This window comes from Halosolutus halophilus (genome assembly GCF_022869805.1).
Taxonomy (GTDB): Archaea; Halobacteriota; Halobacteria; order Halobacteriales; family Natrialbaceae; genus Halosolutus; species Halosolutus halophilus.
Genome location: NZ_CP094974.1, coordinates 1,550,675 through 1,577,425, shown reverse-complemented (window position 1 = coordinate 1,577,425; position 26,751 = coordinate 1,550,675). Strand labels below are relative to the sequence as shown.

Annotated in this window: 26 protein-coding genes; 10 read left to right on the top strand and 16 right to left on the bottom strand. The window is 66.6% G+C overall.

Features of this window, described 5'->3' with window-relative positions; genetic code table 11:
• The first annotated feature begins 69 nt into the window (after positions 1 to 69).
• Complete coding sequence (locus MUG98_RS07705) at positions 70 to 885, top strand: arylamine N-acetyltransferase family protein (protein WP_265111556.1); 816 nt, start codon at positions 70 to 72, stop codon at positions 883 to 885.
• A gap of 93 nt (positions 886 to 978) precedes the next feature.
• Here MUG98_RS07705 and MUG98_RS07700 read toward each other — a convergent pair whose 3' ends face one another.
• From MUG98_RS07700 to MUG98_RS07645, 12 genes are all read right to left on the bottom strand, one after another.
• Entirely contained in the window at positions 979 to 1,698 is a 720-nt protein-coding gene (locus MUG98_RS07700; protein ID WP_265111555.1) for a hypothetical protein, read from the bottom strand.
• A gap of 60 nt (positions 1,699 to 1,758) precedes the next feature.
• Positions 1,759 to 3,504 (bottom strand): cytochrome c oxidase subunit I, encoded by a 1,746-nt coding sequence (locus MUG98_RS07695; RefSeq protein WP_265111554.1) that lies wholly within the window; start codon positions 3,502 to 3,504, stop codon positions 1,759 to 1,761.
• A gap of 5 nt (positions 3,505 to 3,509) precedes the next feature.
• A complete protein-coding gene (locus tag MUG98_RS07690; RefSeq protein ID WP_265111553.1) occupies positions 3,510 to 4,049 on the bottom strand; it encodes a cupredoxin domain-containing protein in 540 nt (179 codons plus the stop codon).
• A gap of 300 nt (positions 4,050 to 4,349) precedes the next feature.
• Positions 4,350 to 5,012 carry a cytochrome c biogenesis CcdA family protein gene (locus tag MUG98_RS07685; RefSeq protein ID WP_320443129.1) on the bottom strand — a complete coding sequence of 221 codons (663 nt, stop codon included), beginning with the start codon at positions 5,010 to 5,012 and terminating at the stop codon, positions 4,350 to 4,352.
• Position 5,013: 1 nt separating this feature from the next.
• A complete protein-coding gene (locus MUG98_RS07680; protein WP_265111551.1) occupies positions 5,014 to 5,544 on the bottom strand; it encodes a TlpA family protein disulfide reductase in 531 nt (176 codons plus the stop codon).
• Positions 5,545 to 5,547: 3 nt separating this feature from the next.
• On the bottom strand, positions 5,548 to 6,357 hold the full coding sequence (locus MUG98_RS07675; protein ID WP_265111550.1) for an SCO family protein: 810 nt from the start codon (positions 6,355 to 6,357) through the stop codon (positions 5,548 to 5,550).
• A gap of 173 nt (positions 6,358 to 6,530) precedes the next feature.
• Positions 6,531 to 7,118: a cupredoxin domain-containing protein gene (locus tag MUG98_RS07670; protein ID WP_265111549.1), complete on the bottom strand. Its 588-nt coding sequence runs from the start codon at positions 7,116 to 7,118 to the stop codon at positions 6,531 to 6,533.
• A 63-nt stretch (positions 7,119 to 7,181) separates the two neighbouring features.
• Positions 7,182 to 8,270 carry a copper-containing nitrite reductase gene (nirK, locus tag MUG98_RS07665; RefSeq protein WP_265111548.1) on the bottom strand — a complete coding sequence of 363 codons (1,089 nt, stop codon included), beginning with the start codon at positions 8,268 to 8,270 and terminating at the stop codon, positions 7,182 to 7,184.
• Positions 8,271 to 8,429: 159 nt separating this feature from the next.
• Positions 8,430 to 9,896 carry a heme o synthase gene (gene cyoE / locus MUG98_RS07660; RefSeq protein ID WP_265111547.1) on the bottom strand — a complete coding sequence of 489 codons (1,467 nt, stop codon included), beginning with the start codon at positions 9,894 to 9,896 and terminating at the stop codon, positions 8,430 to 8,432.
• Positions 9,893 to 10,054, bottom strand: a complete 162-nt coding sequence (locus MUG98_RS07655; RefSeq protein ID WP_265111546.1) for a hypothetical protein — start codon at positions 10,052 to 10,054, stop codon at positions 9,893 to 9,895. The genes cyoE and MUG98_RS07655 overlap by 4 nt, the downstream gene beginning before the upstream one ends.
• Before the next feature lie 17 nt (positions 10,055 to 10,071).
• Positions 10,072 to 10,305, bottom strand: a complete 234-nt coding sequence (locus MUG98_RS07650) for a DUF2249 domain-containing protein (protein ID WP_265111545.1) — start codon at positions 10,303 to 10,305, stop codon at positions 10,072 to 10,074.
• Positions 10,306 to 10,400: 95 nt separating this feature from the next.
• Positions 10,401 to 10,634: a DUF2249 domain-containing protein gene (locus tag MUG98_RS07645; RefSeq protein WP_265111544.1), complete on the bottom strand. Its 234-nt coding sequence runs from the start codon at positions 10,632 to 10,634 to the stop codon at positions 10,401 to 10,403.
• Positions 10,635 to 10,767: 133 nt separating this feature from the next.
• Here MUG98_RS07645 and MUG98_RS07640 point away from each other — a divergent pair, with 133 nt between their 5' ends.
• The 6 genes from MUG98_RS07640 (at position 10,768) to MUG98_RS07615 (ending at position 17,234) form a co-directional block, all read left to right on the top strand.
• A complete protein-coding gene (locus tag MUG98_RS07640; RefSeq protein WP_265111543.1) occupies positions 10,768 to 11,445 on the top strand; it encodes a helix-turn-helix domain-containing protein in 678 nt (225 codons plus the stop codon).
• Between the two features lie 579 nt (positions 11,446 to 12,024).
• The gene (locus MUG98_RS07635; RefSeq protein WP_265111542.1) at positions 12,025 to 13,797 is read left to right on the top strand and encodes a 4Fe-4S ferredoxin N-terminal domain-containing protein; all 1,773 of its coding nucleotides are present in this window, start codon (positions 12,025 to 12,027) and stop codon (positions 13,795 to 13,797) included.
• Positions 13,794 to 15,149 carry an NrfD/PsrC family molybdoenzyme membrane anchor subunit gene (gene nrfD, locus MUG98_RS07630; protein ID WP_265111541.1) on the top strand — a complete coding sequence of 452 codons (1,356 nt, stop codon included), beginning with the start codon at positions 13,794 to 13,796 and terminating at the stop codon, positions 15,147 to 15,149. The genes MUG98_RS07635 and nrfD overlap by 4 nt, the downstream gene beginning before the upstream one ends.
• Positions 15,146 to 15,454, top strand: a complete 309-nt coding sequence (locus MUG98_RS07625) for a hypothetical protein (protein ID WP_265111540.1) — start codon at positions 15,146 to 15,148, stop codon at positions 15,452 to 15,454. The genes nrfD and MUG98_RS07625 overlap by 4 nt, the downstream gene beginning before the upstream one ends.
• A 156-nt stretch (positions 15,455 to 15,610) precedes the next feature.
• The gene (locus MUG98_RS07620; protein WP_265111539.1) at positions 15,611 to 15,910 is read left to right on the top strand and encodes a hypothetical protein; all 300 of its coding nucleotides are present in this window, start codon (positions 15,611 to 15,613) and stop codon (positions 15,908 to 15,910) included.
• A gap of 232 nt (positions 15,911 to 16,142) precedes the next feature.
• On the top strand, positions 16,143 to 17,234 hold the full coding sequence (locus MUG98_RS07615; protein ID WP_265111538.1) for an Mrp/NBP35 family ATP-binding protein: 1,092 nt from the start codon (positions 16,143 to 16,145) through the stop codon (positions 17,232 to 17,234).
• A gap of 106 nt (positions 17,235 to 17,340) precedes the next feature.
• Here MUG98_RS07615 and MUG98_RS07610 read toward each other — a convergent pair whose 3' ends face one another.
• Both MUG98_RS07610 and MUG98_RS07605 read right to left on the bottom strand, forming a co-directional pair.
• Positions 17,341 to 18,447: an asparagine synthase C-terminal domain-containing protein gene (locus tag MUG98_RS07610; protein ID WP_265111537.1), complete on the bottom strand. Its 1,107-nt coding sequence runs from the start codon at positions 18,445 to 18,447 to the stop codon at positions 17,341 to 17,343.
• On the bottom strand, positions 18,444 to 19,130 hold the full coding sequence (locus tag MUG98_RS07605) for a PHP domain-containing protein (RefSeq protein ID WP_265111536.1): 687 nt from the start codon (positions 19,128 to 19,130) through the stop codon (positions 18,444 to 18,446). The genes MUG98_RS07610 and MUG98_RS07605 overlap by 4 nt, the downstream gene beginning before the upstream one ends.
• Positions 19,131 to 19,389: 259 nt before the next feature.
• Here MUG98_RS07605 and purL point away from each other — a divergent pair, with 259 nt between their 5' ends.
• A complete protein-coding gene (gene purL, locus MUG98_RS07600) occupies positions 19,390 to 21,546 on the top strand; it encodes a phosphoribosylformylglycinamidine synthase subunit PurL (protein WP_265111535.1) in 2,157 nt (718 codons plus the stop codon).
• 168 nt (positions 21,547 to 21,714) lie between these two features.
• Entirely contained in the window at positions 21,715 to 22,302 is a 588-nt protein-coding gene (locus MUG98_RS07595) for a HalX domain-containing protein (protein WP_265111534.1), read from the top strand.
• A gap of 159 nt (positions 22,303 to 22,461) precedes the next feature.
• On the opposite strand, the gene MUG98_RS07590 is transcribed toward MUG98_RS07595, so the two are convergent.
• Together MUG98_RS07590 and MUG98_RS07585 are read right to left on the bottom strand one after the other, a co-directional pair.
• Positions 22,462 to 24,354 carry a PAS domain-containing sensor histidine kinase gene (locus tag MUG98_RS07590; protein ID WP_265111533.1) on the bottom strand — a complete coding sequence of 631 codons (1,893 nt, stop codon included), beginning with the start codon at positions 24,352 to 24,354 and terminating at the stop codon, positions 22,462 to 22,464.
• A 138-nt stretch (positions 24,355 to 24,492) separates the two neighbouring features.
• A complete protein-coding gene (locus tag MUG98_RS07585; RefSeq protein WP_265111532.1) occupies positions 24,493 to 25,476 on the bottom strand; it encodes an ornithine cyclodeaminase family protein in 984 nt (327 codons plus the stop codon).
• A gap of 106 nt (positions 25,477 to 25,582) precedes the next feature.
• On the opposite strand from MUG98_RS07585, the gene MUG98_RS07580 reads away from it, so the two are divergent.
• Positions 25,583 to 26,686, top strand: coding sequence for an NAD(P)/FAD-dependent oxidoreductase (locus tag MUG98_RS07580; RefSeq protein ID WP_265111531.1), 1,104 nt, complete (start codon positions 25,583 to 25,585; stop codon positions 26,684 to 26,686).
• Positions 26,687 to 26,751 lie beyond the last annotated feature (65 nt).

Below are 26,751 nucleotides of genomic sequence, written 5' to 3'. Positions count from 1 at the left end.
CGGGATACTTACGTGAATGCGCTTCAGCGAGAACCTAAGCGTCGCGAGAATCACGTTTCGTGGACGAACATGGTTTCGCGGACGCACGCCCGATACCTCGATCGCATCGGTCTCGACCCGGATCGACGCCCCGATCGTGACGGAGCTGCCCTCGAGCGCTTGCAGCGGGCGCACGTGACGTCGGTCCCGTTCGAGACGCTGGCCGTCGCCGGCGATCCGTTCGATCGGTTCGAGGGCGACGGAATCTCCGTGCAGATCGACCCGCTCTACGAGAAGATCGTCGAGCGCCGACGCGGCGGGTTTTGCTACGAACTCAACAGCCTCTTCGCCTGGCTGCTCGACGGACTCGGCTTCGACGTCGATGCGGTCGCCGCGCGGGTCGTCAGCGACGGGGAGCCTGGACTTCCCGCCGCCCACCGGAGCACGCTCGTCACCCTATCGGACGGGCGTCGATACGTCGTCGACGTCGGGATGGGAACCCCGACGATGCGTCGGCCGATCGCGCTTTCCGGGGACCGGGAGGGACGCGTCGACGAGGCGGGCGTCGAGTGGCGCGTCGTCGAGCGCGATCGACCGGACGCGGACTTCGCGACCCAGTACCGGGAGCCGGGCGACGAGGCGTGGACCGATCGCTACGTCTTCGCGACGACGCCCCGCGATTCGAGCTACTTCGCGGCGACCCCCGACCACCTCGTCGCGGCACCGGAATCGCCGTTCACCGGCGATCCCGTCGTATCGATGGCGACCGACCGCGGGCACGTCAAACTGCGCCCCGACGCGGTGATCCGCACCGAGGGCCGCCTGCGATGCGAGCGATCGATCGGCGCGGACGAATGGGACGAGTTGCTCGACCGGGAGTTCGGAATCGAACCCGGATCGACGTAGTCGGAGAATCGCACGTCGAGACGCGAGTTCGAGCCGTGCAGAGCCGCTACTCGACGAACGTGGCGCTGCTTTGCGGCACCGCCGATCCGGCGGCTAGGTCTCGGGGATCGACGACACGTACCGACGGTATCGGCGGATCGTGTCGCCGCCCTCGTCCTGCAACTCGACGACGAACTCCTGCTGGCCGACCACCTCCTCGAGGTTGTCCTCCCGTATCGTGAACTCGAACGGCGGTTCGTCGACTCGTTCGACCTCGCGGTCGCCGCTCGTCACGACGACGTGGTCGATCCCCTCGGACTCGGAGAGGTGGCAGTGGATCTCCCCGTCCGAGCGGGTACACAGCAGGTCGGGATTCACGTCCGATCCCGACCCGCCCTGGAGGGTCGTCTGGAAGTCGAGCGTCATCGGCCCGACGGGGAACGTCCCGAGCACGAGGACGATCGCCAGGAAGATCGAAATGTTGATCTTCGAACCCTGGCGGGCGATCGTCCGCAGGGTCGGGGTCTGGGCGCTCCGCCGGAGGCGGATCACGAGCGGGACGATCACGGCGTGGGTCAGCGGCCCCCAGAGGATGAGGACGAATCCGTATGAGCGAGTGTATCGGAGGATCGTCCAGTCGATCCCGTAGGAGAGCACGAGGTTCGACGCCGACCAGCAGAAGAAGCCGAAAAAGAGCAACCCGACGCTCTTGAGCAGCCGCCAGATCGGCGTGTTCGCGTAGTAAACGCTCAGCAAGTCCCGCCAGGCCTGGCCGAGGATTCGGCTGACGAACTCGAGGGGCGATGCGGTCGCGTCGGCGTCGGAGTGTGTCATGGGTGTGTGGATCGTACGAAACGGATCGCGGGATCGATCGGGAACGGTTCGTCCGGTCGATCAGGCGCCGATCGACCAGAGCTGGGTCAGCAGGTACCAGTTCAGCAGGTAGGTGATCACGAACGCGGCGAGGAAGATCAGACAGAGGACGAACGTGCCGCGCATCTCGTAGGCGTGGACGGGGTCGTCGGGGTCCTGTGCCATCCCGAGGCCGCCGTCCGCGACGAGATCGGCGTTGTCGTCCCCGTTCTCGACGCGATCGCCGAAGACCAGCGAGCCGACCGAGACGAGGACGAAGAGGACGCCGCCCGCGATAGCCAGCAGCGCGAAGATCCCGAAAATCGCGAACAGCGGCGAGGCGGCCGAGAGGCTGAACTCGGTGCCGGGGATGTTCTCGACGACCTCGGCGGTCCGGCGCGGGATGCCGTAGAGGATGCCGACGTACATCATCATCAGGACGGCAACGCCCATCGCGGCCGAGTAGAAGAACGGCTGGATCGACGCGAGCCGTTCGGAGACGTACTGGCGCATGAACATGGTCCGGATCACGAAGAAGATCAGGCCCATGAACGCGACCGTAGTCCCGAGGACGACCGTTCCGTGGAAGTGGCCCACCGTCGCGAACGTGTTGTGCCAGGTCATGTTGAGCTGGAGCTGTCCCATCATGACGCCCGTGATCCCGCCGAGGAAGCCGAAGAGGATGATCGAGAAGATCGTCGACGAGAACACCGGGTTCGTCCACGGGGCCGACGTCAGCCAGCCGAAGAGGCCGCCGCCTTTCCCGCGCTTGCGGCGACCGGCCTCGATCCCGGCCGGGATGGCGAACGCGTGGATGAGGCTCGCGAACGTCGCGCCGTAGAACGCGTAGGACGTGTTCCAGATGCGCCAGCCGGTCGAGACCGCGGGATCCGACAGCAGGTGGTGTGCCGCCCCGAGGTTGATGAAGAACAGGTAGAGGATGAACGCCGTCCGCGAGACCTTCTCGCTGACGACCTCCGCGCCGGCGACGACGTGGGTCAGGAAGTACCAGACCGCGATCATCGCGACGAGGTTGATCTGCTGGGTTCCGTGCCCGATGATCCAGTACATCTGGCGGTACCAGGCGGCGTCCCACCACTGGATCAACTCGAGCCGCCACAGCAGGGCGGGACCGAACGCCAGCAGGCCGCCGACCAGCGCCTCGACGGCGATGATCGACGTGACGAACGCGGCGAAACTGACGAGCGGGAGCGTCTTCCCCGGATTCTCCCGCTTCTCGTACCACATCGTCGCGAAGAACGGGAGCGCCGCGACCACGGTACCCAGGATGAAGACGCACGCCCCGGCGTAGAACAGCGGCGAAACCGGCATCGGGACGTAAGCGGTCAGAAGCGGTGCCTCGTTGGGTGCTTCGGTGGTCCAGATGGCGTAGTTGACCAGGACCGCCCCGCCGACCATGACGAGCCATCCGGCCTTCGCGACCCTCGTGAGCGGCAGCCGTCTGCCGAGTACCATCGGGCCGCCGACGTAGAGGATGGCGATCTCCGTGAATACCATCCAGAAGATGAGCAGGTTCCACGCGTGCAGGCTGAGGTGCGTGTAGAACGCGTCGGGCTCGAGCAGGCCGATCACTTCCCAGCGGGTCATCGCGACGGTGAACGCGAAGATGCCCCCGTACAGGAGGGCGACGACCGCCGTGAGACCGAACAGTTTGACGTGGTTTTCGACGGAGCGGTGCACCTCGAGACCGGTCACCGAACAGGTCCGGAAGCCGTCGTCTCGATACTCGTTGTCGAACAGGCCGAGAACGTCGAGTGTGTGTGCCATCGGTATCACTCCTCCACCACGATCGTTCCGTGCATCGTCCTGTGGCCCTGGCCGCAGAACTCGTTACAGATGATGTGGTAGGTCCCGGGTTCATCGAACGTCATCGGGACGACCCACTCGTAGCCCGGCAGCACCTGCAGGTTGATCTGTTTGCTGAGCGCCTCCTCCGGTCGGAGGGAAAAGCCGTGCTGGACGTCCATGGAACTGAGGTGGATATCGTACTCGGTTCCGGCCTCGAGCACGACCGGCGCACCGTCCCACTGGAAGCGCATCGCGTTGATGTAGACGTCGGTGCCCGGCGGGACGAGACCGTCCTCGGTCTCGGTGGCTTCCTCCTTGTAGGCGTCCATCTTCTCGCGGTACTCGTCGCTCTCGACGCGGAACGTCTCGCCGATGGGGTTCTGGTCGCCGACGCGCGTCCAGGCGCTCATCCAGCCGAAGAGGATGAGCGACCAGCCGACGCCCAGTCCGAGCCAGATGGACTCCCGTCTGTCGATCGGTTGATTCCACCAGTTGCCGTCCGGGGGTTTGATCGGTGACGTCATCGAATCACCCCATCGGAACGGAAAACACGTCGATCCAGCCCCACGCGACGTACGAGAGTGCGAAGAACGCGAGCGCTGCTGCCGCGAGTAGCCAAATCCGATCGTAGAGTCGTTGCATCACCGGTGCCGATTCACTCGAGTGTGACGGAGGCATAGTGCTATTCGGCCGGGATTCGTCGCGGTACCTGCATATCCATTGTCCCGTACATATTCCCCTGGAACCGGGTTCGATGCCGGGCCGAACGCGGCGATTCGACTCGGCGTTACGATCGGGCGAAAACGGGACTGGTCAGTTCGGCGTCAGACCGCGGCGACGTACAGTTGACCGGCGCCGGCGATCACCAGGACGACCCCCGCGACGCGGATTACCTGATCGACGTAGCCGGCGATGCGACCGGCCCCGAGGGCGTACCCGAACGCCGTCGCGACCGTGACCGCGACCGTGAGCGCACCGAACCCGACGGCGTACGTTCCGAGCACCAGCGCCGTCTCGAGCGGGGGCATGGTGAGCGAGCGAAACGCCAGTCCCAGGAACAGCGGAAGGACGCAGGCCGTCGCCGCGAGGGCGTACATCGCGCCGAAGAGCGCGAATCCGAGGACGGTCGATCGGCGCTCGGGCAGGAGGACGTGAACGGCCCCGCTCCCGCCGTACAGCACCCACAGGCCGAGCGCGATCAACGCGACGCCGACGCCGTATTCGAGCAGGGGCAACGCCCGTCCGACCGTCTCGCCGGCGACGACCGCGGCGATCGAGAGTGTGCCGAGGACGCTCACCGCGCCGACGGCGGCCGCGACCCCGCGAGCGAGCGTGCCGGACAGCGGCGGGGTCGTCTCCTCGCCGGTCGCGGCGACGTAGTAGCCGACGTAGCCGGGCAACAGCGCGTACGCACACGGCGAGAAGAACGTGGCCACGCCGATGCCGAGGGCGAACAGCATCGTCCCGAGGAGTTCGCCGCCCGCCACGTCACTCACCTCCGGCGTCGTCGATGGCCGATCGGATCTCGTCGGCCGACTTTTGCCCCCGTCCGGACCAGGTCACGACGTTGTCCGCGTCCAGGACGAACGCGTACGGCACCCCGGAGCCGTCGAGCGCTTCCGTCAGTTCGAGATCGGGATCGATGGCGACCGGCCAGTTGCCGTCGTGCTCGCGCCACCAGTCCGCGACGTCCTCGCGGGTGACGGTGTTGCCGATCGGCTCGTTGGTCGCCGAGACGAACTGCACGTCCTCATCGACGTCCTCGTGAACCCGTCCGAGGGGCTCCATCATCCCCTCGCAGACGGTACACCAGGTGGCGAACAGTTCGACGAACGTCACCCGGCCGCGTTCGGGCACGGTCGCGGTGCCGGCCTCGCTCCCCGGCGCGTCGATCGTCTCGAGTTCGATCGGGTCGACGGCCGCGCCGTCGTCGAGGGGGTTCCACTCGCCGACGGCGATCGCGCCGCCGCCGAGGGCGGCGAGGCCAGCGGCTCCCGCGAGGACCTCGCGACGGCGCACGATTCACCACCCCTCGACGACGGCGCGGGCGCTCTCGACGATCTCGTTGCCGCCCGGAGAACCGCCCGTGTAGGCCCGTTCGACGAAGCCATCCTTGTTCACGAGCAGGATCAGCGACGCGTGGACGAAGTGGCGAGCGTGATCGCCGTGATCGTCGCTCATCTCGTCGTCGCCGTCCATCTCGTCGTCGCCGTCCATCTCGTCGTCGCCGTCCATCTCGTCGCCGTCTTCCGTCTCGTCGTCTTCCATTTCGCCCCGTTCGAACGCCACGCCGAACGTGTCTTCGACGACCGCCTTGGCGTCCTCGGGCGACTCCGGCCGCAGGAAGTACCAGTTGCCGGCGTCGAAGTCCACCCCGTGGTCCTCGCCGTAGGACTCGAGGACCTCGGCCGTATCGTACTCGGGGTCGAAGGTGATCGGGAGGAACGCGATTTCGTCCTCGTATCCCTCCTCGTGGGCATCGTCCTGGACGCGCCGCAGGGCCGCGGTCAGGCCGGGGCAGACGGTCGTACAGCTAGTGTAGATGAACGTCAGCATCAGGTGACGCTCACCGGTGAACTCCGTGGTCGTGACCGCCCGATCGTGCAGCGGGGCCGGAACGGTCGCCTCCGGGATCGCATCCCCGTAGATCGGGTGCGGGAGGTCCGCGTTCTCGATCCGGTCGTGGTTCTCCGGCGGGGCGAGGACGAGGCCGTCCTCAGCTTTGCCGGAACTGGTCAGTTGCGAACAGCCAGCGAGGGACGCGCCGATCGCCGTCGCGCCCGCCGCGCGCAGGAACGTTCGCCTGTCGACGGGTGTGGATGTGGGGGTCATGGTCTCGATTGTAAATCGGCGTTCGATGTGCTAAAGCACCGTCTGGATTCCCGCGTCTTTAGAAAGGGGTGAATATGTTCGGTCGAGTTCCGTCGATCGTAGCGGCGATCGTCCGGTCCGAACCGCGATCGTCGCGGGATCGACGTGTCGGTCATGTGCCCGGGACGTGAACGTCACGGCCCGTCCTGGAGGACCGGCCGGGTCTCCTCGTTGAACATTTCGATCGCCCGGGCGGCCTGCGAGGGGAGTTCCGGCTGGGGGTCGGCCATCGCGGGTTCGTCGTCGGGGTCGGGCCAGCCGACCACGACGCGGCCGATATTGCCGGCGATCTCGTGGGAGGTGCAGACCTGCTGGGTGTCGACGTAGTCGTAGACGCCCTCGCGATCGAAGGTGCGCTCGTACTCCGATCCGACGCCGGTCATCCGATCGCTGCCCCAGGGCTCGACGCCGTCGGGCGTCCGATGGGGGCCGTGGCCGTCCTCGTGATAGGCGGTGACGTCGTGGCGGCCCGTCTCGACGAGCCATTCGACGGTCCCGCCGGGAGCCACGTGGACGATCTGCGGTTCGAACTCGGGGTACGGCTGGGAATTCGCCGTGACCGTGATCCGTTCGGCGGGGGTTCCCAGTTCGCCGGCGTTCTCGGGTGGTTGCTCGCCGCCGCCGCTCGACCGGTCGGCAGCGTCCTCGAGACAGCCCCCGAGGGCGACCCCGATCGCGAGCGCGGACGATCGAAGCACGGTACGGCGGGACGTGAGTGTCATGGTGGGAGTGGTGGTGTGGCGGGATCGTGGGTTACCCGTGCCGGTGGGACCGACGGGGACCCCTTACGGATCCTCGTCGTAGATTTCGGGGTTCTCCTCGCCGGCGACGTCGACGACGGCGAGCGCGCCCTTGTGGACGACGCGACTGAGCGCGTGGTCGACGATCTTGACCGGGCCGGGGACGGGGAACTCCATCTCGCCGGCCGAGGTCGTCCCGGGGGCGACCGGGGCCGTCTCGATGTTCTGGTCGGGTTCGGAGAGCAGGTCCCCGTCGCGGTAGAAGTTGCTCCAGACGTTGCCGATCGGGTGCCAGGAACTCAGGAGGTTCGGGCCGCCGTTGGCGAAGTAGACCCTCGCGGTCTCGCCCGTGTTGGCTTCCATCGGCCCGACGCCGTCCTCGGTGAAGCCGTAGGCCTGGCCGTTGAACACCACGTACGTCGGCTCTTCGTTCTGCATCGCGTCGAAGTCGAAGCCGTGGTGGCCCTCCTGGCCGACCTCGCCGTCGGTGTAGATCTCGTGCTGGCCGAGGTAGAACTCGTTGTCGACCTCGGGGAGACCGTCTTCGGGCTCGACGAGGATCGAGCCGAACATGCCGGCGCTGATGTGCTGGTCCATGTTCGGGACCGCACAGTGGTAGATGAACACGCCCGCGTAGTCGGCCGTGAAGCTTATCTCGGTGGGATCGTCACCCGGCGCGATCGTCGTGGCGTCCGCGCCGCCGCCGGGGCCGTAGACCGCGTGGAAGTCCATGTTGTGCATGGCGACGTTCAGGTCGTCGGGGACGTCGAACGTGAGATTGACCCGATCGCCCCGGCGGACCCGGATCATCGGTCCCGGCACCTGCCCCTCGAAGGTCATGTACTCGAAGGTGACGCCGGGCTCGATTTCGGCGACCACGCGCTCGGTCTGGATCGTGATGTCGTGTTCGCGGGGCTCGTCCCAGTCGACCGGGTCCGGAATGTCGGTCGGATCGCGAGCGATCCGGTCGACGTCGACGTCCTTCGCCGGCGGTAGCCCCTCGTCTGCGTCCTCTTCGTCGTCGCTGCTCGTGTCGGCCGGCTCGCTGGTACCCGTACAGCCGGCAACTGCGACCGCACCGGCCGCGCCCATCGCTTGCAGGAACCGCCGTCGGTTGGTATCGGTTGGAATCATGATCTTCATTTGGGTATAGGGGTAGACATATGTTCAACCGTATCGCCGGTTCCCACACGATAGCAATCGAATCGCCGATTCCCACCATATCGTGGTCAATTAAGTACCCCGTACCGGTCACCGTCGACGGTCGGAGACGAAATGACGCTCGCGGTCCGGCTACGCGGCTATCACGAGCGTTTCGAGGACGATCGCGAGGAGGATCGCGCCGAGGTAGTAGTTCGAGGCGTAGAACGAGCGCAGCGCGACCTCGTCGGTCGGAACGCGGTACTGACGGATCACCGACCGGAGGAAGACGGCACCGAGGGCGACGGAGGTCGTCGCGTAGACCCAGCCGAGGCCGGCCAGCCAGCCGAGGACGCTCGTGGCCAGCAGCGTCGCGCCGAGGTAGAACGCGACGTGTCGACGCGCGGCGAGCACTCCTTCGACGACGGGATACATCGGGAAGCCGCCGCGCGCGTAATCGTCACGAAAGGCGATCGCGAGGCTGTAGAAGTGGGCGGGCGTCCACAGAAAGATCACCCCGGCGAGGGCAATCGCGGGCGCGCCGACGCTTCCGGTGACGGCCGCCCATCCGATGAGCGCGGGGAGCGCCCCAGCACCGCCGCCGAGTACCGTGTTCCAGGCCGTGTTCGGCTTCAACACCACGGTGTAGAGGACGGCGTAGTAGCCGATCGCGGCGAGCGTCAGTACCGCAGCCAGCGCGTTGACCCACCACACGAGGACGGTCATCGACGCGACGACCAGCGCGACGCCGAAGGCCAGGGCGTTCCGGGCCGGGACGCGGTCGTGGACCAGCGGCCGGTCGGCCGTCCGGTTCATCCGCCGATCGCGGTCGCGCTCGTAGACGTGGTTGAACGTCCCGCTCGCGCCGATCGCGAGGACGCCCCCGGCGAGCGTCGCGACCGCCGTCGTCGGGTCCAGCGCCGCGCCGGTGAGCGTCGCCAGCCCCATCCCCGCGAGCGCGACGAGACAGAGCAGCCACATCAACTTCGGTTTGGTGAGGGTCAGGTACGCGCCGACCGTTCGCCGCAGACGGGCGATTCCGTCGCTCGGCCGATCGGTCGCGATCGGACCGTCTCCGGTTCCGGCATCGGCGCTCGTTTCCGAACCGGTCGTCGCTCGCTCGGGGGTTCTCGAACCGCCTTGCTCGGGTGATCTCGAACCGGTCGACGCCCCGCGCGCACTGTCCTCGAGCGTCACCACGAGTGCGACGAGGAGGCTGGCGAAGATGACCATCGCGAGCGCGAGGTGGAGTCGGTTCGCGACGGCGGGGCCACCGACGACGATCGCAGCACCGAGGACGACCTGTACGGGAAAGAGGACGACCGCGCTGCCGACGAGGCCGGCGACCCGGCGATCGACATCGACCCGCCGAGTGGCGAGTCCAGACGCGGCGACGAGGAGGCCGGTCACGAGGGCTGCCGCGCGGTGGCCCCAGAAGAGGAGGCGGTCGCCGGAGAGCGAGCCGAGCGTCGGATCGGTCGAACAGGCCGGCCAGGTCGTACACGTCGCTGCGCCGTCGGTCGTCGAGACGGCGGTCCCGAGCGCGACGAGGACGTACGCCGCGATCGTCGTTCCCGCGAGCAAGTCCGCGAACCGTCGTCGGTTGAGTGCGTCGATCATCTCGTCTCGATCGTAATCGCGCCGGTCGGAGCCGCCGTCAGTTCGTGATTCGCGGGGACTCGCGTCGTGGCCTCGAGCGACGTCACCCCGCGGGTGGCGATCGCGCCGTCCGCGTCGCGTTCGATGGCTGTGCAGATCAGCCCAGTTGGACGGAGCATCGTCCGTCGATCGTGAGTTACGCCTCTACCTTCGGGAACCGGGCGACGAACTCGTCCGGGGCGACCTGTTCGACCTCGTACCCGTCGGCGTCGAACTCCTCTACTTCCGCCTGGAACTCGTAGAACAGCGGCTTGGGTTCGTGGTCGTTGACGATCGTTAGCGTCTCACCGGGCTCTAAGTCCTCGAACTGCTCGTGGATCTTCGGATGACGGTTCACCGGCGGCACGTCCCTGACGTCGAGTCGTGTCATGCAGTCGGTGGTCGGCGTCGCACTCCTTTCGATATTTGCCCGAACAAGTTCGCACAGCGCGTCTCGTGCGGACGGTGGACGGCGTCGTGCGTCGCCTACGCGTGCTCGATCAGGACGTGCCAGAGGTCGTCCTCCTGCCGGTTGCTCTCGTGTGTGAAGCCGCGTGCCTCGAGAACCTCGAAGAGCGGTACGGGCTCGAACGGTGCGATCAGTCGAAGCCGATCGTTCTCCCCGAGCGACTCGAGGGCGGCCACGATGTCGTCGAACGGTTCCCCGTCGATCTCGCGGACGTCGAGCGTCCGTTCGGCGGGTGCTGGATTCGTCGTCATCGACCGATCGTTCGGGTCGACGGCGGTTGGCTGTTCAGGCGAACGTGTTCGAGCGGCGTATTCTCACGCACCGGGAATTCGACCGAATATATTCGGAGCCACGGGTACGTAGGTCCGAACGGAACACGTTCGTATGGCACAGGCAACACTCACGCTCACGATGCCCGAGCAGATCTGGATTCAGCAGGTCTCGACGGCCCACCCGGAGGCGTCGTTCCGGGTGCTCGCGGCCGTTCCTGGCTCGGACTCCGGGTTCGCGCTCGTCCGGATCACCGGTCCGGACGTGGCCGAGGTGCTCGACGACATGGACGAGCATCCACAGATCACCGAACTGACCCTCGCCCAGTGGAGCGACAACGAGGCGACCGTCCACTTCGAAACGACGACCCCGCTGTTGCAGTTCTCCTCGCGGGAGTCCGGGATGCCGATCGAGTTGCCGGTCGAGATCCGGGACGGCGAGGCGACGATCGAAGTAACCGGGTCGCGCGAACGGCTGGCCGAACTCGCCGAACAGTTCGAACGGTTCGGCCTGCAGTACCGGATCGAACACGTCAGGGAACGGCTCCACGAGAGCCAACTCCTGTCGGAACGACAGCTCGAGGTCGTCGTCGCCGCCGTCGAGGAAGGCTACTACGATACGCCGCGGTGTTGTTCGCTAACGGAACTGGCCGGCCGTCTCGACATCGCGAAGTCGACCTGCAGCGAGACGCTCCATCGTGCCGAGGAGGCGATCGTCAAGCGGTTCGTGGAGGACGTACCGGGCGTCGCCGAGGAGACGGACGGTCTCGAAGAACAACTCGCCAGCGATTGATCGGTCCTCCGCGTCGAGTGCGAGACGGATCGTCGACGATTCTCCGTCGAATACCTGTGCGTGGAGCGTGCGTTCGAGTGCTTCGAGCATCCCTACGGCCGTCGAACCGACGTCGAGTGCGTGGCCAGTCGTACACACGGACGTCGGCGTGGCTCCCGAATGGCGATCGGTGCGAATATATTCGGGCGGATGTGTTGCGATCGACGGATCGTTTCGACGGCGAGAGTGGCGATTATTACGGCCGATCTGACGGCTCCGGAAGCAGGATATATGGGCGATTACGGGCCCAGGTCGGTGATTCTCCGGTCGGCACGACGGTCCGTCGCGTGACCGCAACTTCGGTGGTACTGTTAACGACAATTGGTGCCATTCCCCAGAGTACGCAAGCACCAGCTACTAATACCTTATTTATATAACCGAACTTGTTCGTATCGATTCTCACGCGCTGGAAATCGGCTCTATACTTCATCCGGGTCTAGTTATGAATCGCGGGTAGAGTACAGAGACATGTATTCAACTACGTGCCGGCATGCAATTATATCGGATCGACGTGAACATTGCCAGAGGTGTTCTGGGTAAATGAGCGCGGACGACGACTCGTTCCACCCGCTCGGCGAGGAGTGGGAAGACGAACTCGAGGGGATGCTCGACGAGACCGAGTACGACAGCGATCTCGGGATGCAGATGGCCCAGGACGCGATGGCCGTCACCAAGGGCGAACTCTCGGAAGCCGAATTCCACGAGAAGTATCACGAGGACGTGATGGAAGAGTTCGGCGTCGACGATCGCCCGACCGAGGAGGCCTACGACCGGGCCCAGGAGGAACGGAAGGGCACCGTCACCCGGATGCTCGAGAAGTTCGAGGGTGACGGCGAGGACAGTCGCCGGAACGTCATGAAGAAGATGGGCGCCGGCGCAGCGGCCGTCGGACTCGGTGCCTGGGGGACCGCCGAAAACGGTCAGCAACCGAGCGTCGGCGCGGCCGAAGAAGACGGCCACGGCGGCGGCGAAGACGAGGGTACCCAGTGGGGGATGGTGCTCGACCTCGAGCGCTGTGACGGTTGTCTCTCCTGTGTCACCGCCTGCAAGGAAGAGAACCAGCTCGATCAGGGCGTCAACTGGATGTACATTCTCGACTACGAGGACTCGACGCCCGGCGGACGCAACCGCCTCATCCGACCGTGTCAGCACTGTACCGACGCGCCCTGTGAGAAGGTGTGCCCGACGACGGCGCGGCACACGCGGGATTCGGACGGCCTCGTCCTGACCGACTACGACATCTGTATCGGCTGTCGGTACTGTCAGGTGGCCTGTCCGTACGGCGTCAACTACTTCCAGTGGGACGAACCGGACGTCTCGACCGAGGAGATCGCGGATATGCACGACACCGAACCCGGCGAAGAAGGCGACCACATGACCGACGATCGGGGTCGCTGGGTCGACAGCCGCGCCCCGCGAGGCGTCATGAGCAAGTGTACGATGTGTCCGAGCCGCCAAGACGGCCACAAGGGCGAGGAAAAGGTCGGAACGACCGCCTGCGAGGACGCCTGTCCGCCCCAGGCGATCAACTTCGGCGACATGAACGATCCCGAGAGTACCCCACAGCAGTACCTCGCGAACGTCGTCCAGGGCCGCGCCCGAAACAAGGTCGAGGGCAAGAGCCCCAACAAGGACGACGTCAGCGAGGCCTACGCGTTCCTCGACGGAAACATCGGGCTTCTCGAGATGAACTACAGCGAGAGCGACTGGGACTTCGACGAGATCGAGGCCGCGCTGTACGTCCAGGGCGAGGTCAGCGACGACGAACTCTCGCTCGAGGAGGAGGACCTCCGAGAGGCCCTCACCAGCGTCCTCGAGGAGGAGTTCGGCGACGAACGCTCCGAGGACGAACTCGCGACCATCGTCGACGCCCTCCTCGGCGAGGGCGATGCCGATCAGGACGACCTCGATCGCGCCAACGACGCGATGGACGCCGTCGTCACGAACGCCGAAGAGAGCGTCCAGGGCGTCGTCGATCGCTACGAGTCCCGCGAGATCACGCCGGCCGAGGTCCAGGAGTCGCTGGAGATCCTCGACGGCGAAGAGGAGCCGTGGGTCACCGAAGCCGGAATCACCGACGAGGATACCGCCCGGGACGTCCTCGAGAGCTACGTCGGCGGCGACGCGTCGACGTTCAAACTGCTCGAGGACATGGGGACCCACCCGAACGTCACCTACATCGGCAACGAACCCGGTCCGGAGGCCGAACAGGTCGAGGGGCCGGTCGCCTACGAAGACGTCGGCCTGACGGACAACCGCAAGGAAGTCCTTGATGAGGAGACCGTCGGTGACGCAGGGGTGAGGATCGGATGAGCACGAAAACGCCGACGGAGGCAGACATCCTCCGACCGATCAACTCGCTCACGAGGGGATACATCGCGCTGTTCGCCGTCTGTGCCCTGGCACTCGGGGCCTTCCTCGTGGCCTGGGCCTACCAGCTGCAACAGGGGCTCGTCGTCACCGGCCTCGGCGACTGGGGCTCCGGCGGCGGCGTGACCTGGGGGTTGTACATCGGCGCGTTCATCTGGTGGGTCGGCATCGCTCACGGCGGCATCATCCTCTCGGCATCGGTCAGACTGCTCGGGATGGAGCGGTACATGCCGGTCGCCCGTCTCGCCGAACTGTTGACGATCGCCGGCCTCTCCGCGGCGGGATTCTACATTCTCGTCCACATGGGCCGCCCCGATCGGATGGTCACCAGCGTGCTCGGCCACTACCACATCACCGTCAACAACTCGCCGCTGGTGTGGGACGTGACCGTCATCACGGCCTACTTCGTGCTGACGGCGACCTACCTCGCGCTGACGCTTCGCTACGACATCACGCGACTGCGTGACCAGTTGCCCGACCGTTTCGAACCGATCTACAAGGTCATGACCCTCGGCTACACCGAGGAAGAGGACGAAGTCGTCGAGCGGATGGTCTGGTGGCTCGCACTCGCAGTCATCATCATGGCCCCGCTCCTGCTCCACGGCGGCGTGATCCCGTGGCTGTTCGCCCTGCTGCCGGCGATGCCCGGCTGGGAAGGCGGTATCCAGGGGCCGACGTTCCTCTCGATCGCTCTCATGTCCGCGATCAGCGGGGTCACCCTCGTCGCGTACGGGTTCCGCCGCGCGTACGGCTGGGATCACATCATCACTGACGACATCTTCCGCGGGCTGCTGCTGTGGCTCGGGTTCTTCTGCATGCTGTTCCTGTGGTTCCAGCTGCAGTTCGGCGTCAACGGGCTGTTCAAGGCCCCGCTCGCCCGGGCCCACGCGACCGAAGCGAAGGTCGCGAGTCCCATCTACAGGACCGCGATCGGTATGATCGGCCTGTCGCTCGCGTACATCTTCGCGACGATCATTCGACCCGCGCTGTTCAGCAAGAAGCGCGCGCTCGTCGTCAGCGTGGCAGTGCTCGCCGCGACGTTCACCGAAAAGCTCCTGTTCGTCATCGAGGGCTTCCTCCACCCGGTGTTCATGATCTACGAGGCGACTCCCGGCGAGTACTTCCCGAGTGCGATCGAGTGGCTGTCGCTGGCTGGCACTATCGGGATGGTGGTGCTCATCTTCCTCTCCGTCTCCAAGGTCGTTCCGGTGGTCGAACTCCACGCGATCGAGCACCTGAACGAGGATCACGGCCACGAACACGAACAGGCCGCCGAGCCGGAGGTGGAAGCATGACGGCGACGCTCGCGACCGCGCTCTCGTGGGTGCTGTACCACGGCTACGACGGGACCGAGGGCCTCACCGGCTTCCCGAACATCGGTACCTGGCTGATCTTCGCGGTCATCCTGGTCCCGGTGTACGCCATGGTCGCGGCGTGGTTCATCGGCGAGCCACGCGACACGAAGTCGGCGCTGCTCGGCGTCTCGTACCTGGTCGGGATCACGGCCCAGATGTGGATCGGGATGTTCATCCTGACGATGCTCATCGGAATCGTCTTCTACGGCGGGATGCCCGAACCGATCGGCGGTGTGGGGCCGTAGTCCCCTCGCGCTGTACACTGCTTTTTGCCGTTCGCGTACTCGTCACCAGCGTTGCGATCCGAAACGTCGATACGTTCGAGCAGTTTGCACCGGGGACGACAATGACCATGCAATCGCATGCCAAATGACAACAAGGTTCCCGGTAGGGGTACGCGTGTGATCAACACACTCGTCACTGCCGTCCTCTACCACGGCTACGGCGGGACGGAGGGACTCACCGGGTTCCCGAATACGGGCACGTACCTCATTTTCGGGGTCATCCTGGTTCCGGTGTACATCATGGTCGCGGCGTGGTTTCTCGGTGCGCCACGGAACACGAGGACCGGATTGCTCGGCGTCTCGTACCTGGTCGGGATCACGGCCCAGATGTGGATCGGGATGTTCATCCTGACGATGCTCATCGCGATCGTCTTCTACGGCGGGATGCCCGAACCGATCGGACCGGTCGGCCCGTAACGACGCCAGCCGATCGGCGTCGCAATCTCCGACCGTCGCCGTCGGGACTCATCCCGACTCACGAGTCTAACTGACGCGTTGGTGCGATTCGCCGAGTCACGTCGTCGGATCACGGATCGCGTGATCCCCCGAACCACGGATGGTGCGTCCGCGGAGGCGCGGATTCGGGTTCCAAACCATCACACGTATCCCGTTTCGAGCCCCTACGTTCGGTAACGTCCATCGACGCACCATGAGTATTACAGAACACGAACTCAAGATCAAACTCGAGGAGATCGAAGACCCCGACATCGGCGAGGACATCGTCTCGCTGGGGCTGGTCAACGACGTCACGATCGACGACGAGACCGCGCGGATCTCGCTCGCGTTGAACGCGCCGTACGCACCTTCGGAGATGGAACTGGGGAACCGAATCCGGGAACTCTGCGACGAAGTCGGCCTCGAGGCCGACCTCCGTGCCCAGGCCGGCGCGGAACACGGGTTCGACGACGAGGTGCTCCCGCGGGTGCGCAACGTCATCGCCGTCTCCTCCGGGAAAGGCGGCGTCGGCAAGACGACGATCGCGGCCAACCTCGCGGCCGGACTCGAGAAACGCGGTGCGATGGTCGGCCTGCTCGACGCCGACATTCACGGCCCGAACGTCCCGCGAATCCTGCCGGTCGAGAGCGAACCCGGCGTCACCCCGAGCGAGGACATCGTCCCACCGCGATCGGACGGCGTCCGGGTCATCAGCATGGGCTTCATGATGGAAGAGGAGGACGACCCCGCCATCCTGCGCGGGCCGATGGTCAACAAGTTCATGCTGAAGTTCCTCGAGGGGGTCGAGTGGGGCCGCCTCGACTACCTCATCGTCGACCTCCCGCCGGGAACCGGTGACGCGACGCTGAACCTCCTGCAGTCGATGCCGGTCACCGGCGCCGTCGTCGTCACGACGCCACAGGAGATGGCGCTAGACGACACCCGGAAAGGCATCCAGATGTTCAACAAGCACAACACGCCCGTCCTCGGCGTCGTCGAGAACATGAGTTCGTTCATCTGTCCGTCCTGTAACGACGAGCACGGACTCTTCGGAACCGAGGGTGCCCAGACCATCGTGGACAAGTACGACATTCCCCTGCTCGGCCAGATTCCGATCCACCCCGACTTCGGGGCCGAGGGCAGCGAAGGCGCGCTCGTCAAGGACGACCGAAGCCCGGTCCAGGACACCCTCGAGGAGTTCGTCGCCGAGACTGCCGATCGGGTCGGCGAAACCAACCGCCGGACGGTCGCCGAACACAAGGGCGGCGAACCGGACAATACGCTACCGACCGAGACCGAAGACTGACGCGGGGGTGCGGTCGTGGCTGGGGCCTTCAGGATCGGTATTACTCGTCCCAGACTCACCTCTCATCGAAAATTCGTCAGAAAATGGACGACGGATCACGGGCCCGCTACCCGTCTCCGAGCAGCGATTCGACGTACTTCGTGACGTGGTCGTCCATCCGGCGTTTGTAATCGGCCTGTCTCGCGAGCCGATCGAGTTCGCGGGCGACGAGACTCCCGTACTGAACGGCCTTCTTCTCCCGGACGGCGACCTCGTCGGGCAGGTGCTCGCCTGCGACGAGCCGAAAGCCGCGTTTTCGCGTCTCCTCGTCGGCCAGCAACTCGTCGGGAAGGCGAAGGGCGGCGTCGACCACGGCGTCGTGGAGTAACGGCGTCACCGGTCGGAGCCCCGTCGATTCGACGGTGAGCGCGTCCCGCGGAAGCTGATCGGGGAGACTCCGGATCCCCTCCCGGACCGCCCCGCGAACCGTGTCGGCGTCGACGCGGTGATCGAGTCGGACGACCTTCTCGTAGCCGCCGAACAGTTCGTCGGCCCCCTGACCGAGCGCGAGCGCGTCGAACCCGTCGGCGGCGACCCGCTCGCCGACCAGGTAGAGCGGGAGCGCGATCTGGACGTCCATCGCGTTCGTGCGCCCGATCGCCCGTGCGACCTCGGGAACCGCCCGCTCGAGATCGGCCGGTTCGAGTTCGACGACGGTGAGGTCGCGGTCCATCGCGGCTGCAGCCGCCCGCGCCGCCTCGACGTCGTGGCTGTCCGGGAACCCGACGACGTACAGCGGCGCGTCGAGTAGTTCCGCGACGAGTGCCGAGTCGACGCCGCCGGAGAACGCGACGGCGACGTCTCCTGCGCCGGAATTGGCCGCCCTCGCGGCCGTCTCGATCGCTTCCCGGAGCCGATCGAGTGCCGCATCACGATCGGGCTCGGGGTCGGGATCGGGGAGGGACCAGCGGATCGTGGGGGCGGGATCGTCGGGCCCCACGACTGCGCCGGCGGGAACGAGGTCGGGATCGTCGAGCGCGGCCGGTTCGAACGCCCAGGCGTCGTCCGCCGTCGGGTCGTCGGCCCCGTGCTCGACGAACAGCGGCACCCGTCCGAGGACGTCGCGGACGAGTCGATCGTCCACCGCCCCCGCGAAGCCGGTCGTGCCCGGGAACGGGTCGCCGGACGCGAGCGCGTCGCGAACGAGGGCCCGATCGGCGCCGCGAAGAGTCATCCAAGCAGCCCCACGACGGTGTTCCTGATGCGCCGCGTGACGCCGCCGCCGAACTGTCGAAGGCTGATGTGCCACGGCGTTCGTTTCCCCTCGACGGACGTCCTCCCCTCGCGGATCGCATCGAGGATCGCGTCGGCGGACCGCTCGTCGGCGTCGACGCGGGTGACGGCCTGGCCGACCATCTCGCTGATGTGGGCGTCGCTGCCGGCCGTCATCGGGAGGTCGTAGCTCCTCGCGAAGCGTTCCGCCTGGCGGTTCGCCCGGCCGGTCAGCAGCCGCGAGTTGTAGATCTCGATCGCGTCGCCGAGTGCGAGTTGCTCGCGCGTGATCCGGGCCATGACGCCGTGGCGCGACTCCTGAAACGGATGGGGAATCACCGCGAGGCCGCCCTGCTCGTGGATCGCCTCGATCGTCAACTCGTAGGAGAGACCGGGCGGGACGGCCTCCTCGACGCCGAGGCCGAGGATGTGACCGGCCTTGCTGGAGATCTCGATCCCCGGGATGGCGACCAGTCCGTACTCGGGAGCGCGCTCGACGGCGTCGAGGCTCGCGTCGATCTCGTCGTGGTCCGTCACGGCGATCGCGTCGAGACCGACGGCCTCGGCCTGCTCCAGGATGAGTTCGACCGGGTCGCGGCCGTCGTAGGACAGCGACGAGTGCGTGTGGAGTTCGACCGACAGCACACGTTGACGTTTTGCGCGATTGATCAAAAGCGCCCCGATAAGCGGACGGTGGGTGCGCCACAAGACCGTCGGCGGACCGGGCTGTCTCGACGGTCGATTCCCCGCGCGGCGGCCGTTCGCCCGGAGTTCGATCCGCCGATCGTGCGAGATCCCGTGATCGACGGGCCCGATTCGCGTCACTCGATCCCTGGCGGGGATATCAATACACGATCGTGCATATAGAAACCCATTTACCGCCCGACTTTCACCACCTAGGTGAATGAGTCTTGCCGATTCGGACCGCGAACTCGTCGCCTCGGAGTTGGACCGGGAGCCGACGCCGGCGGAGGCGGCGCTGTTCGAGAACCTGTGGAGCGAACACTGCGCGTACCGCTCCTCCCGACCGCTGCTGTCGGCGTTCGAGAGCGAGGGCGAGCAGGTCGTCGTGGGGCCGGGCGACGACGCGGCAGTCGTCGCGCTTCCGGGTGAGAAGGCCGACGACGACGGGGACGGTTCGACGTACATCACCATGGGCATCGAGAGCCACAACCACCCCTCCTACGTGGACCCGTTCGACGGCGCGGCGACGGGCGTCGGCGGCATCGTCCGGGACACCCTCTCGATGGGCGCGTACCCGATCGCGCTCGCGGACTCGCTGTACTTCGGCGAGTTCGATCGCGAACACTCGAAGTACCTCTTCGAGGGCGTCGTCGAGGGGATCAGCCACTACGGCAACTGTATCGGCGTGCCGACGGTCGCCGGGAGCGTCGACTTTCACCCCGATTACGAGGGGAACCCGCTGGTAAACGTCGCCTGCGTCGGCCTCACGAGCGAGGAGCGACTCGTCACGGCCGAAGCCCAGGAACCCGGGAACAAACTGGTACTCGTCGGGAACGCGACCGGTCGCGACGGCCTCGGCGGTGCGAGTTTCGCCAGCGAGGATCTCGCCGAGGACGCCGAGACCGAAGACCGGCCCGCGGTCCAGGTCGGCGACCCCTACGCGGAGAAGTTGCTCATCGAGGCCAACGAGATCCTCGTCGACGAGGGACTGATCGAGTCCGCGCGCGACCTCGGTGCGGCCGGCCTCGGCGGTGCCTCGAGCGAACTGGTCGCCAAGGGCGGCCTCGGCGCCCGCATCGAACTCGAACGGGTTCACCAGCGGGAGCCGAACATGTCGGCACTGGAGATCCTGCTGGCCGAATCCCAGGAGCGGATGTGTTACGAGGTCGCCCCAGAGAACGTCGATCGCGTCCGCGAGGTCGCCGATCGGTTCGATCTCGGCTGTTCGGTCATCGGCGAGGTCACCGACGGCAACTACGTGTGCCAATTCGAGTGTGAGACCGTCGTGGACGTCGACGCGTACTTCCTCGGCGAAGGCGCGCCGATGAACGACCTCGAGAGCGAGGTGCCCGACGAGCCGGAGACGGAGCTGCCGGACGCGGATCTCGAAGCGGCCTTCGACGCGGTCGTCTCCAGTCCGAATACCGCCTCGAAGCGGTGGGTCTACCGCCAGTACGATCACGAGGTCGGCGTCCGAACGAGCGTCGGGCCGGGTGACGATGCCGCAATTATTGCGGTCCGAGAGGCCGAACAGGGGCTCGCGATCTCGTCCGGTGGCGCGCCCAACTGGACCACTGCCGCCCCCTACGAGGGCGCGCGAGCGATCGCACTCGAGAACGCGACGAACATCGCGGCCAAAGGCGCGACGCCGCTCGCTGCGGTCGACTGCCTGAACGGCGGCAACCCCGAGAAACCGGACGTCTACGGCGACTTCGAGGGGATCGTCGGCGGACTCGCGGATATGTGCGAGACGCTCTCGACGCCCGTCGTCGGTGGGAACGTTTCGCTGTACAACGATTCGGTGGCCGGACCGATCCCGCCGACGCCGACGCTCGCGATGGTGGGGACGAAAGACGGCTACGACGCGCCGCCGCTTTCCGTCGTCCCGGAGGGAACGCTGCTGCTCGTCGGCGACGTCGGCCTCGAGACCGGTGACCTCCGACTCGGCGGGTCGGAGTATCTCGCCCAGTTCGACGGCAGCGATCGGTTCCCCACCCTGCCGGACGACCCGGGAGCCGTCGTCGAGGCGCTCGTGAGCGTCGCGAACCACGACGCGACGCGCGCGGTTCACGACGTCAGTCACGGTGGCCTGGCCGTCGCACTCGCCGAAATGGTCGGCGAGGACGCGGGGCTCAAGGTGACGATTCCGGGCGCGGATCCGGCGGGTGCGCTGTTTCACGAACAGCCGGGCCGAGCACTCGTCCAGACCGAATCGCCCGACGCGGTCCGTGAGGCGTTCGACGGCGTCGCGCCGGTCCACGAACTCGGATCGGCGACGGCCGACGGCCGACTCACGATCGAGGCCGGCCGGTCGATCACGACCGACGCGGCCGCGATTCGCGATCGGCGCGCGACGATCGAACGCGAACTCCAGTGACGCCGCCCACCGGGCCAGGCACGCCCTGAAAACCGGATCGCAGTCGAACCGGACGTCACGACCGTGTCCGGCCGGGATTCAGGGGTCGATCGCCGTCGATCGCCCGGTATTTTGATATACTCTCGGTACAACCCCTCCAACGAACCGCAGTTCCGGAGGACCACGTCGATGCCCCCTGACCACCCGTCCGTCCTGATCGTCGAAGACGAGCCAGATCTCGCGAACCTCTACGCCGCGTGGCTCGACGAGGAGTGCGACGTTGAGACGGCCTACGACGGGAACGAGGCGCTCGAGGCCACCGACGAGACCGTCGACGTCGTCCTGCTCGATCGACGGATGCCGGGACTGTCCGGGGACACCGTGCTCGATACCATCCGGGAGCGCGAACTCGACTGTCGCGTCGCGATGGTGACCGCGGTCGAACCCGACTTCGACATCATCGGGATGGGGTTCGACGACTATCTCGTCAAGCCGGTCTCGAAAGACGAACTGCAATCGATCATCGACCAGTTGATGCTCAGGTCGACGTACGACGAACAGTTACAGGAGTTCTTCGCGCTCGCCTCGAAGAAAGCGCTCCTCGACGCCCAGAAGACCGAGGCCGAACGCAAGACGAGCCAGAAGTACGCCGAACTCGAGGATCGGCTGGCCGTGCTCAAGACGGACGTCACGGACACGATGCAGGACCTTCTCGAGGGGGACGGCTACCGCCGGATCTGTCAGGACATCACGCGGGAGTCGGTTCTCGAGGACTGATACTGTCGCACGACAGTCGCGGTCCGCCCGAGATACTGAGATAGACGTCGTCCGTCCGAGACGGTCATCGGCCGCCCGATAGATTCGCGCGCCGTCGCGACGGGGACGGCTGCGAACCGCGATCGGTGTGGATCGGTGTGACAGTACGATACGATCCCGTCACCGCCGGGTCCGCGACTCCTGTACTTCGAGCGTCGTCACGTCCCTGATCTCGATCCGCGTCCCTCCGTTCTCGCCGTTGTCGACCGCGATCGTCCAGTCGTGGGCCTCCGCGATCGCCCGCACGAGGGCCAGCCCGAGTCCGTCGATCGCGGTGTCGTCGTCGGTGGAGGGGTCGAGGACCTGCTCGTGGGCGGTCGGCGGAATCTCGGTGGCGTCGTCGAGCAGGAAGAATCCGCGCGAGTCGCGCGACCGATCGGACCGGCCGGCGTTCTCGAAGCCGACGAGTCCTACCTGGACCGTCACGTCCGTCTCGGCACGGGCGGCGATGTTGTCGAACGCCGTCTCGAGCAGGTGGACGAACCGATCGGCGTCGGCCCGGAGCATCGCCGACTGGTCGACGATGACCGCGTCGTCGTCGAGGCGAGAGGCAGCGATCGCCGTCTCGATCGCCGATTCGAGGTCGATCCGGCTCCGGGTCCCGACGGCGGACGCGTTCCGGGCGAATTCCCGGACGTCGTCGACGAGTTGTTCTGCCCTGTCGAGCGTGGCCCCGACGGAGTCCTCCGCGACCGCGAACGCCCACTCGTCCGGGTCGTCTTCGAGCGCCTCCGACACGCTCTCGAGCTGGTCTTTCAGGTCGTTCGAGAGTATCTCTGCGATCGACTCGAGTCGCTCGGTCTGGCGTTCGAGTTCCGTCGTTCGCTCGCGAAGCACCCGCTCCCGATCGGCCCGGTCGAGCGCGGCGCGGGTGTTCTCGACGAGCGTCGAGAGCAGGTCGACGTCGGTCTCGTCGAACTGGTGTGGCTCCAGCGAGCCGGTCATGAGGACGCCGTGGGTCCCGATCGGGGCGATGATCTCGGATCGGATGGGCGAGTCGGGGTTGTAGAGGTCCTCGGCCGCACGGAGGTCGTCGAAGCGTTCGATCTCGCCGGACTCGAAGACGTTCCAGACGAGCCCTTCCCCGGAGTAAAAGCGAGGCAGGCCGCCCAACTCCTCGTGGGCACCCGCGGTGCCGGCGACGGGATCGAGGTAGCCGTGCTCGTCGTCGAGCAACCAGATGCCGCTGATCGGGAACTCGAGCAGATCGCTGCCCGCGTGGACGGCGATCGCACAGATCTCCTCCGGATCGTCGGATTCGAGCAGCCATCGGGTGATCTCGTGCAGCGAGGTGACGACGCGCTCGTGCTCGTGCTGGTCGGTGACGTCCCGAATGATGACTCCGACGGTCGCCCGAATGTCCGCTATCGGGACGATCCGGAACTCGCCCATCCGATCGGTGCCGCCGGCGTCGGTAAAGGCGACCTCGAGGTTGCGCCTGTCGGCGTTCCCGACGTCGACGTCGGTGATCGCACGGCCGATCTCGAGGGTATCTACCGGATCGATCCCGGCCAGTTCCGGAACGATTTCGACGTGTTCGCCGATCATCTCGGATCGATCGGCCCCGAGCAACGACTCGAGCGATCGGTTGACGGAGACGATTTCGCGGTTCCGGTCGAGCGTCACGACGCCGTCGTGGCCGGCCTCGACGACGGCTGCGTGCTGGGCCAGCGTCGTCTCCTGGCGCTTCCGTTCGGTGACGTCGCGCATGTAGACCGAGAGCCCGGTTTCAGAGGGGTAAGCCCGGGTCTCGAACCAGGTTTCGATCCGTGCGTGGTAGATATCGAACGAGACGGAAACCTGTTCGTCCATCGCGCGGTGGAAGCCGTCGGGGAACTGCGTCTCGACGGTTTCCGGGAACTCGTCCCACATGACACGCCCGAGTAACTCCTCGCGAGAGCGTTCGAGCAGCGCCTCGGCCCGGTCGTTGAGATAGGTGAACCGGAAGTCCGTGTCGAGTGCGAAGAAGGCGTCGGTGACCCGGTCGACGATCGGCACCGATCGCTTCGTCACGGCTGGTCACCCCCGCGCCGCGCTCGACCGGACCGATCGCCTGGGTAGCCAGATCCCACTCCCGATCTAGTCATCGCTGGAGACAGTTAGAATCTACTACTCGAAGCCGGTATTTCAGTGTCGTGGCCAACGGACGCCTCAGAGCGAAACCGTCGTGCCGACGTCGTTGGCCGCGGCGCGATCGAACACGAACTCGGCAGTCGCAGCGTCCAGCACTGCGGTCCCGACGCTGGCGACGACCACGACATCCGCGGGCGATTCGCGACCCCCACGACCGGCGAGCGCGTCGGCGAGCGGCTGGATCTCGCGGGCGGGCCGGTCGCGCAGGTCGCCCGTTTCGGCGGCTTCCGCCGGCACGTCGGCGATCACCGTCGCTGCGCGATCGATCGTCGCGGCGTCCAGTTCGCGCATCTCGGGGGTGTAGGCCCCGACGGCGACGACGAGGGTGCCGTCCTCGAGCGCCTCCCCGGGGAAGACCGGCTCGGTGCTCGTCGTCGCCGTGACGACGACCGTCGCGTCCCGGACCGCCTCCCGGGGGCTCTCGACCGCAGTTGCCGGGACGTCGAGTTCGGCGGCGAGGTCGTCGGCGCACTCCTCGCGCGACTCGCTGGGGGAGTAGACGCGGATCCGCGCGACGTCGTCGGTCGCGGCGGCGATGGCCCGCGCCTGCCAGCGGGCCTGCGTTCCGGCCCCGATCAGCGCGAGATCGATCGGCTCGTCGACGGCGAGTTCGCGCGCGGCGAGACCGCCGATGCAGCCTGTTCGAGCGTTCGTGACCCGCGTCCCGGCGAGATACCCGACCGGCTGGCCGGTCCGGGCGTCGGCGAGAGAGAGCTGGGCGGTGACGGTCGGCAGCCCGCGTTCGGGGTTGTCCTCGCAGACGGTGACGAGTTTCGTCGCGGCGTAGTCGGCCCCGTGGACGTACGCCGGCATGCACAGTCCCGTTCCAGTCGGCTGGGCCGGCGCGTCGGGATCGAGCCCGACCCCGATCGGGTAGTGAGGCCGCTCCGGTCGTTCGATGGCACCGGTCCGTTGTTTTTCGAACGCGTCGGCGACGACGGGCAACAGCGCCGGCAAATCGAGCACGGACGCTACGTCCTCGTCGGAGAGTACGCGTACCATATCGTGACGGTCGCCGGACGGGTACTTCAGTGTGTATCGCCGCCGGCCGAACTCACGCGACGGAACCGGAGGAGGTTCTTTCCTTCCCGCCGTGGTAGTCCCTCGCATGAACGTCGTCATCGTCGGGGGAGGGATCGTCGGCACCGCAATCGCGTCGCGGCTGGGCGAGACCGGCCACGACGTAACCCTGCTCGAACGATCGGAGATCGGCCGCGAAACGACGGCGGCCTCCGCGGGAATCGTGATGCGGACCGCGGTCGAACCGGACCCGTTCGACCTGCGGATGCGAGCGCGAGCGCGATCGGTCTACCGGGATCTGTTCGAGGCCGAGTCGCTGGACGTGGAGCGACTGGGTGCGCTGTACGTGGCCGAGACGCCCGTTTTCGCCGATCGACTCGCCGGATCGGCGACGACGCTCCGGGAGTACGGCGTCGACGCGTCGTTCGTCGAGGCGACCGATCTGGCCGAATTCGGCGTCGAACCCGCGGGGTTCGCCGGTGCACTCTCCACGCCCGCCGATACCGTCTGTGACGATCCGGCAGCGATCGCGACGGCCTTTGCCGACCGTGCACGCCGAAACGGCGTCGACGTCCGAACGGGGGTCACGGTCACGGACGTCGAAACGACCGACGGGGCCGTCTCGAGCGTCGTGACCGACGACGAAAGCGCGGACGCGGACGTCGTCGTCAACGCGGCGGGGCCCTGGGCACCGCGCCTGAACGAGGCGGTCGGCGTCTCGCTTCCGCTCTGTCACACGCAGGGGCCGATGGTCGAACTCGAGGCGGTCGAACCGATCGACGCGCCGGTCACGATTTTCGAGTCGAATCGGTACGTACGGCCCGCGGTCGACGCTGACGGAACGCGGGCGTGGGTCGGGGAGTTCCTGACGACGTACGTGGAGGGGCAACGGTACGACCCGGACGACCTCTCGGTCTCGGAGGAGTTCGTCGACTCGGCGCCCGAACTGGCGAGCGTCGTCCCCGCGCTCGCGGACGCGTCGGTCGTCGACGCGTGGATCGGTCTCCGGACGGTTACGCCGGACGGGCGTCCGATCGTCGGCGAGACGGCCGTCGACGGGTTCGTCGTCGCCTGTGGGATGACTGGACTGGGGATCACGCTCGCGCCGGCCGTCGCCGCGGTCGTCCAGGAGGAGATCGACGACCGGCCCGATCCCGACGTCCACGATCGACTCTCACCCGATCGGTTCTGACGCCTGTAGAGATCGATTCCGCCGTCCGATCGCGGTCTCGAACGAACCCTTTTCTCCGGCCGTGT

Coding starts and splice junctions, on each gene's coding strand:
- MUG98_RS07635 (WP_265111542.1), top strand. CDS start 12,025: ATGAGCGCGGACGACGACTCGTTCCACCCGCTCGGCGAGGAGTGGGAA.
- purL (WP_265111535.1), top strand. CDS start 19,390: ATGAGTCTTGCCGATTCGGACCGCGAACTCGTCGCCTCGGAGTTGGAC.
- MUG98_RS07645 (WP_265111544.1), bottom strand. CDS start 10,634: ATGACGACGAATCCAGCACCCGCCGAACGGACGCTCGACGTCCGCGAG.
- MUG98_RS07695 (WP_265111554.1), bottom strand. CDS start 3,504: ATGGCACACACACTCGACGTTCTCGGCCTGTTCGACAACGAGTATCGA.
- MUG98_RS07675 (WP_265111550.1), bottom strand. CDS start 6,357: ATGACCCCCACATCCACACCCGTCGACAGGCGAACGTTCCTGCGCGCG.
- nrfD (WP_265111541.1), top strand. CDS start 13,794: ATGAGCACGAAAACGCCGACGGAGGCAGACATCCTCCGACCGATCAAC.
- MUG98_RS07705 (WP_265111556.1), top strand. CDS start 70: ATGGTTTCGCGGACGCACGCCCGATACCTCGATCGCATCGGTCTCGAC.
- MUG98_RS07650 (WP_265111545.1), bottom strand. CDS start 10,305: ATGACACGACTCGACGTCAGGGACGTGCCGCCGGTGAACCGTCATCCG.
- cyoE (WP_265111547.1), bottom strand. CDS start 9,896: ATGATCGACGCACTCAACCGACGACGGTTCGCGGACTTGCTCGCGGGA.
- MUG98_RS07580 (WP_265111531.1), top strand. CDS start 25,583: ATGAACGTCGTCATCGTCGGGGGAGGGATCGTCGGCACCGCAATCGCG.
- MUG98_RS07670 (WP_265111549.1), bottom strand. CDS start 7,118: ATGACACTCACGTCCCGCCGTACCGTGCTTCGATCGTCCGCGCTCGCG.
- MUG98_RS07585 (WP_265111532.1), bottom strand. CDS start 25,476: ATGGTACGCGTACTCTCCGACGAGGACGTAGCGTCCGTGCTCGATTTG.
- nirK (WP_265111548.1), bottom strand. CDS start 8,270: ATGATTCCAACCGATACCAACCGACGGCGGTTCCTGCAAGCGATGGGC.
- MUG98_RS07700 (WP_265111555.1), bottom strand. CDS start 1,698: ATGACACACTCCGACGCCGACGCGACCGCATCGCCCCTCGAGTTCGTC.
- MUG98_RS07640 (WP_265111543.1), top strand. CDS start 10,768: ATGGCACAGGCAACACTCACGCTCACGATGCCCGAGCAGATCTGGATT.
- MUG98_RS07690 (WP_265111553.1), bottom strand. CDS start 4,049: ATGACGTCACCGATCAAACCCCCGGACGGCAACTGGTGGAATCAACCG.
- MUG98_RS07615 (WP_265111538.1), top strand. CDS start 16,143: ATGAGTATTACAGAACACGAACTCAAGATCAAACTCGAGGAGATCGAA.
- MUG98_RS07655 (WP_265111546.1), bottom strand. CDS start 10,054: ATGCTCCGTCCAACTGGGCTGATCTGCACAGCCATCGAACGCGACGCG.
- MUG98_RS07625 (WP_265111540.1), top strand. CDS start 15,146: ATGACGGCGACGCTCGCGACCGCGCTCTCGTGGGTGCTGTACCACGGC.
- MUG98_RS07610 (WP_265111537.1), bottom strand. CDS start 18,447: ATGACTCTTCGCGGCGCCGATCGGGCCCTCGTTCGCGACGCGCTCGCG.
- MUG98_RS07595 (WP_265111534.1), top strand. CDS start 21,715: ATGCCCCCTGACCACCCGTCCGTCCTGATCGTCGAAGACGAGCCAGAT.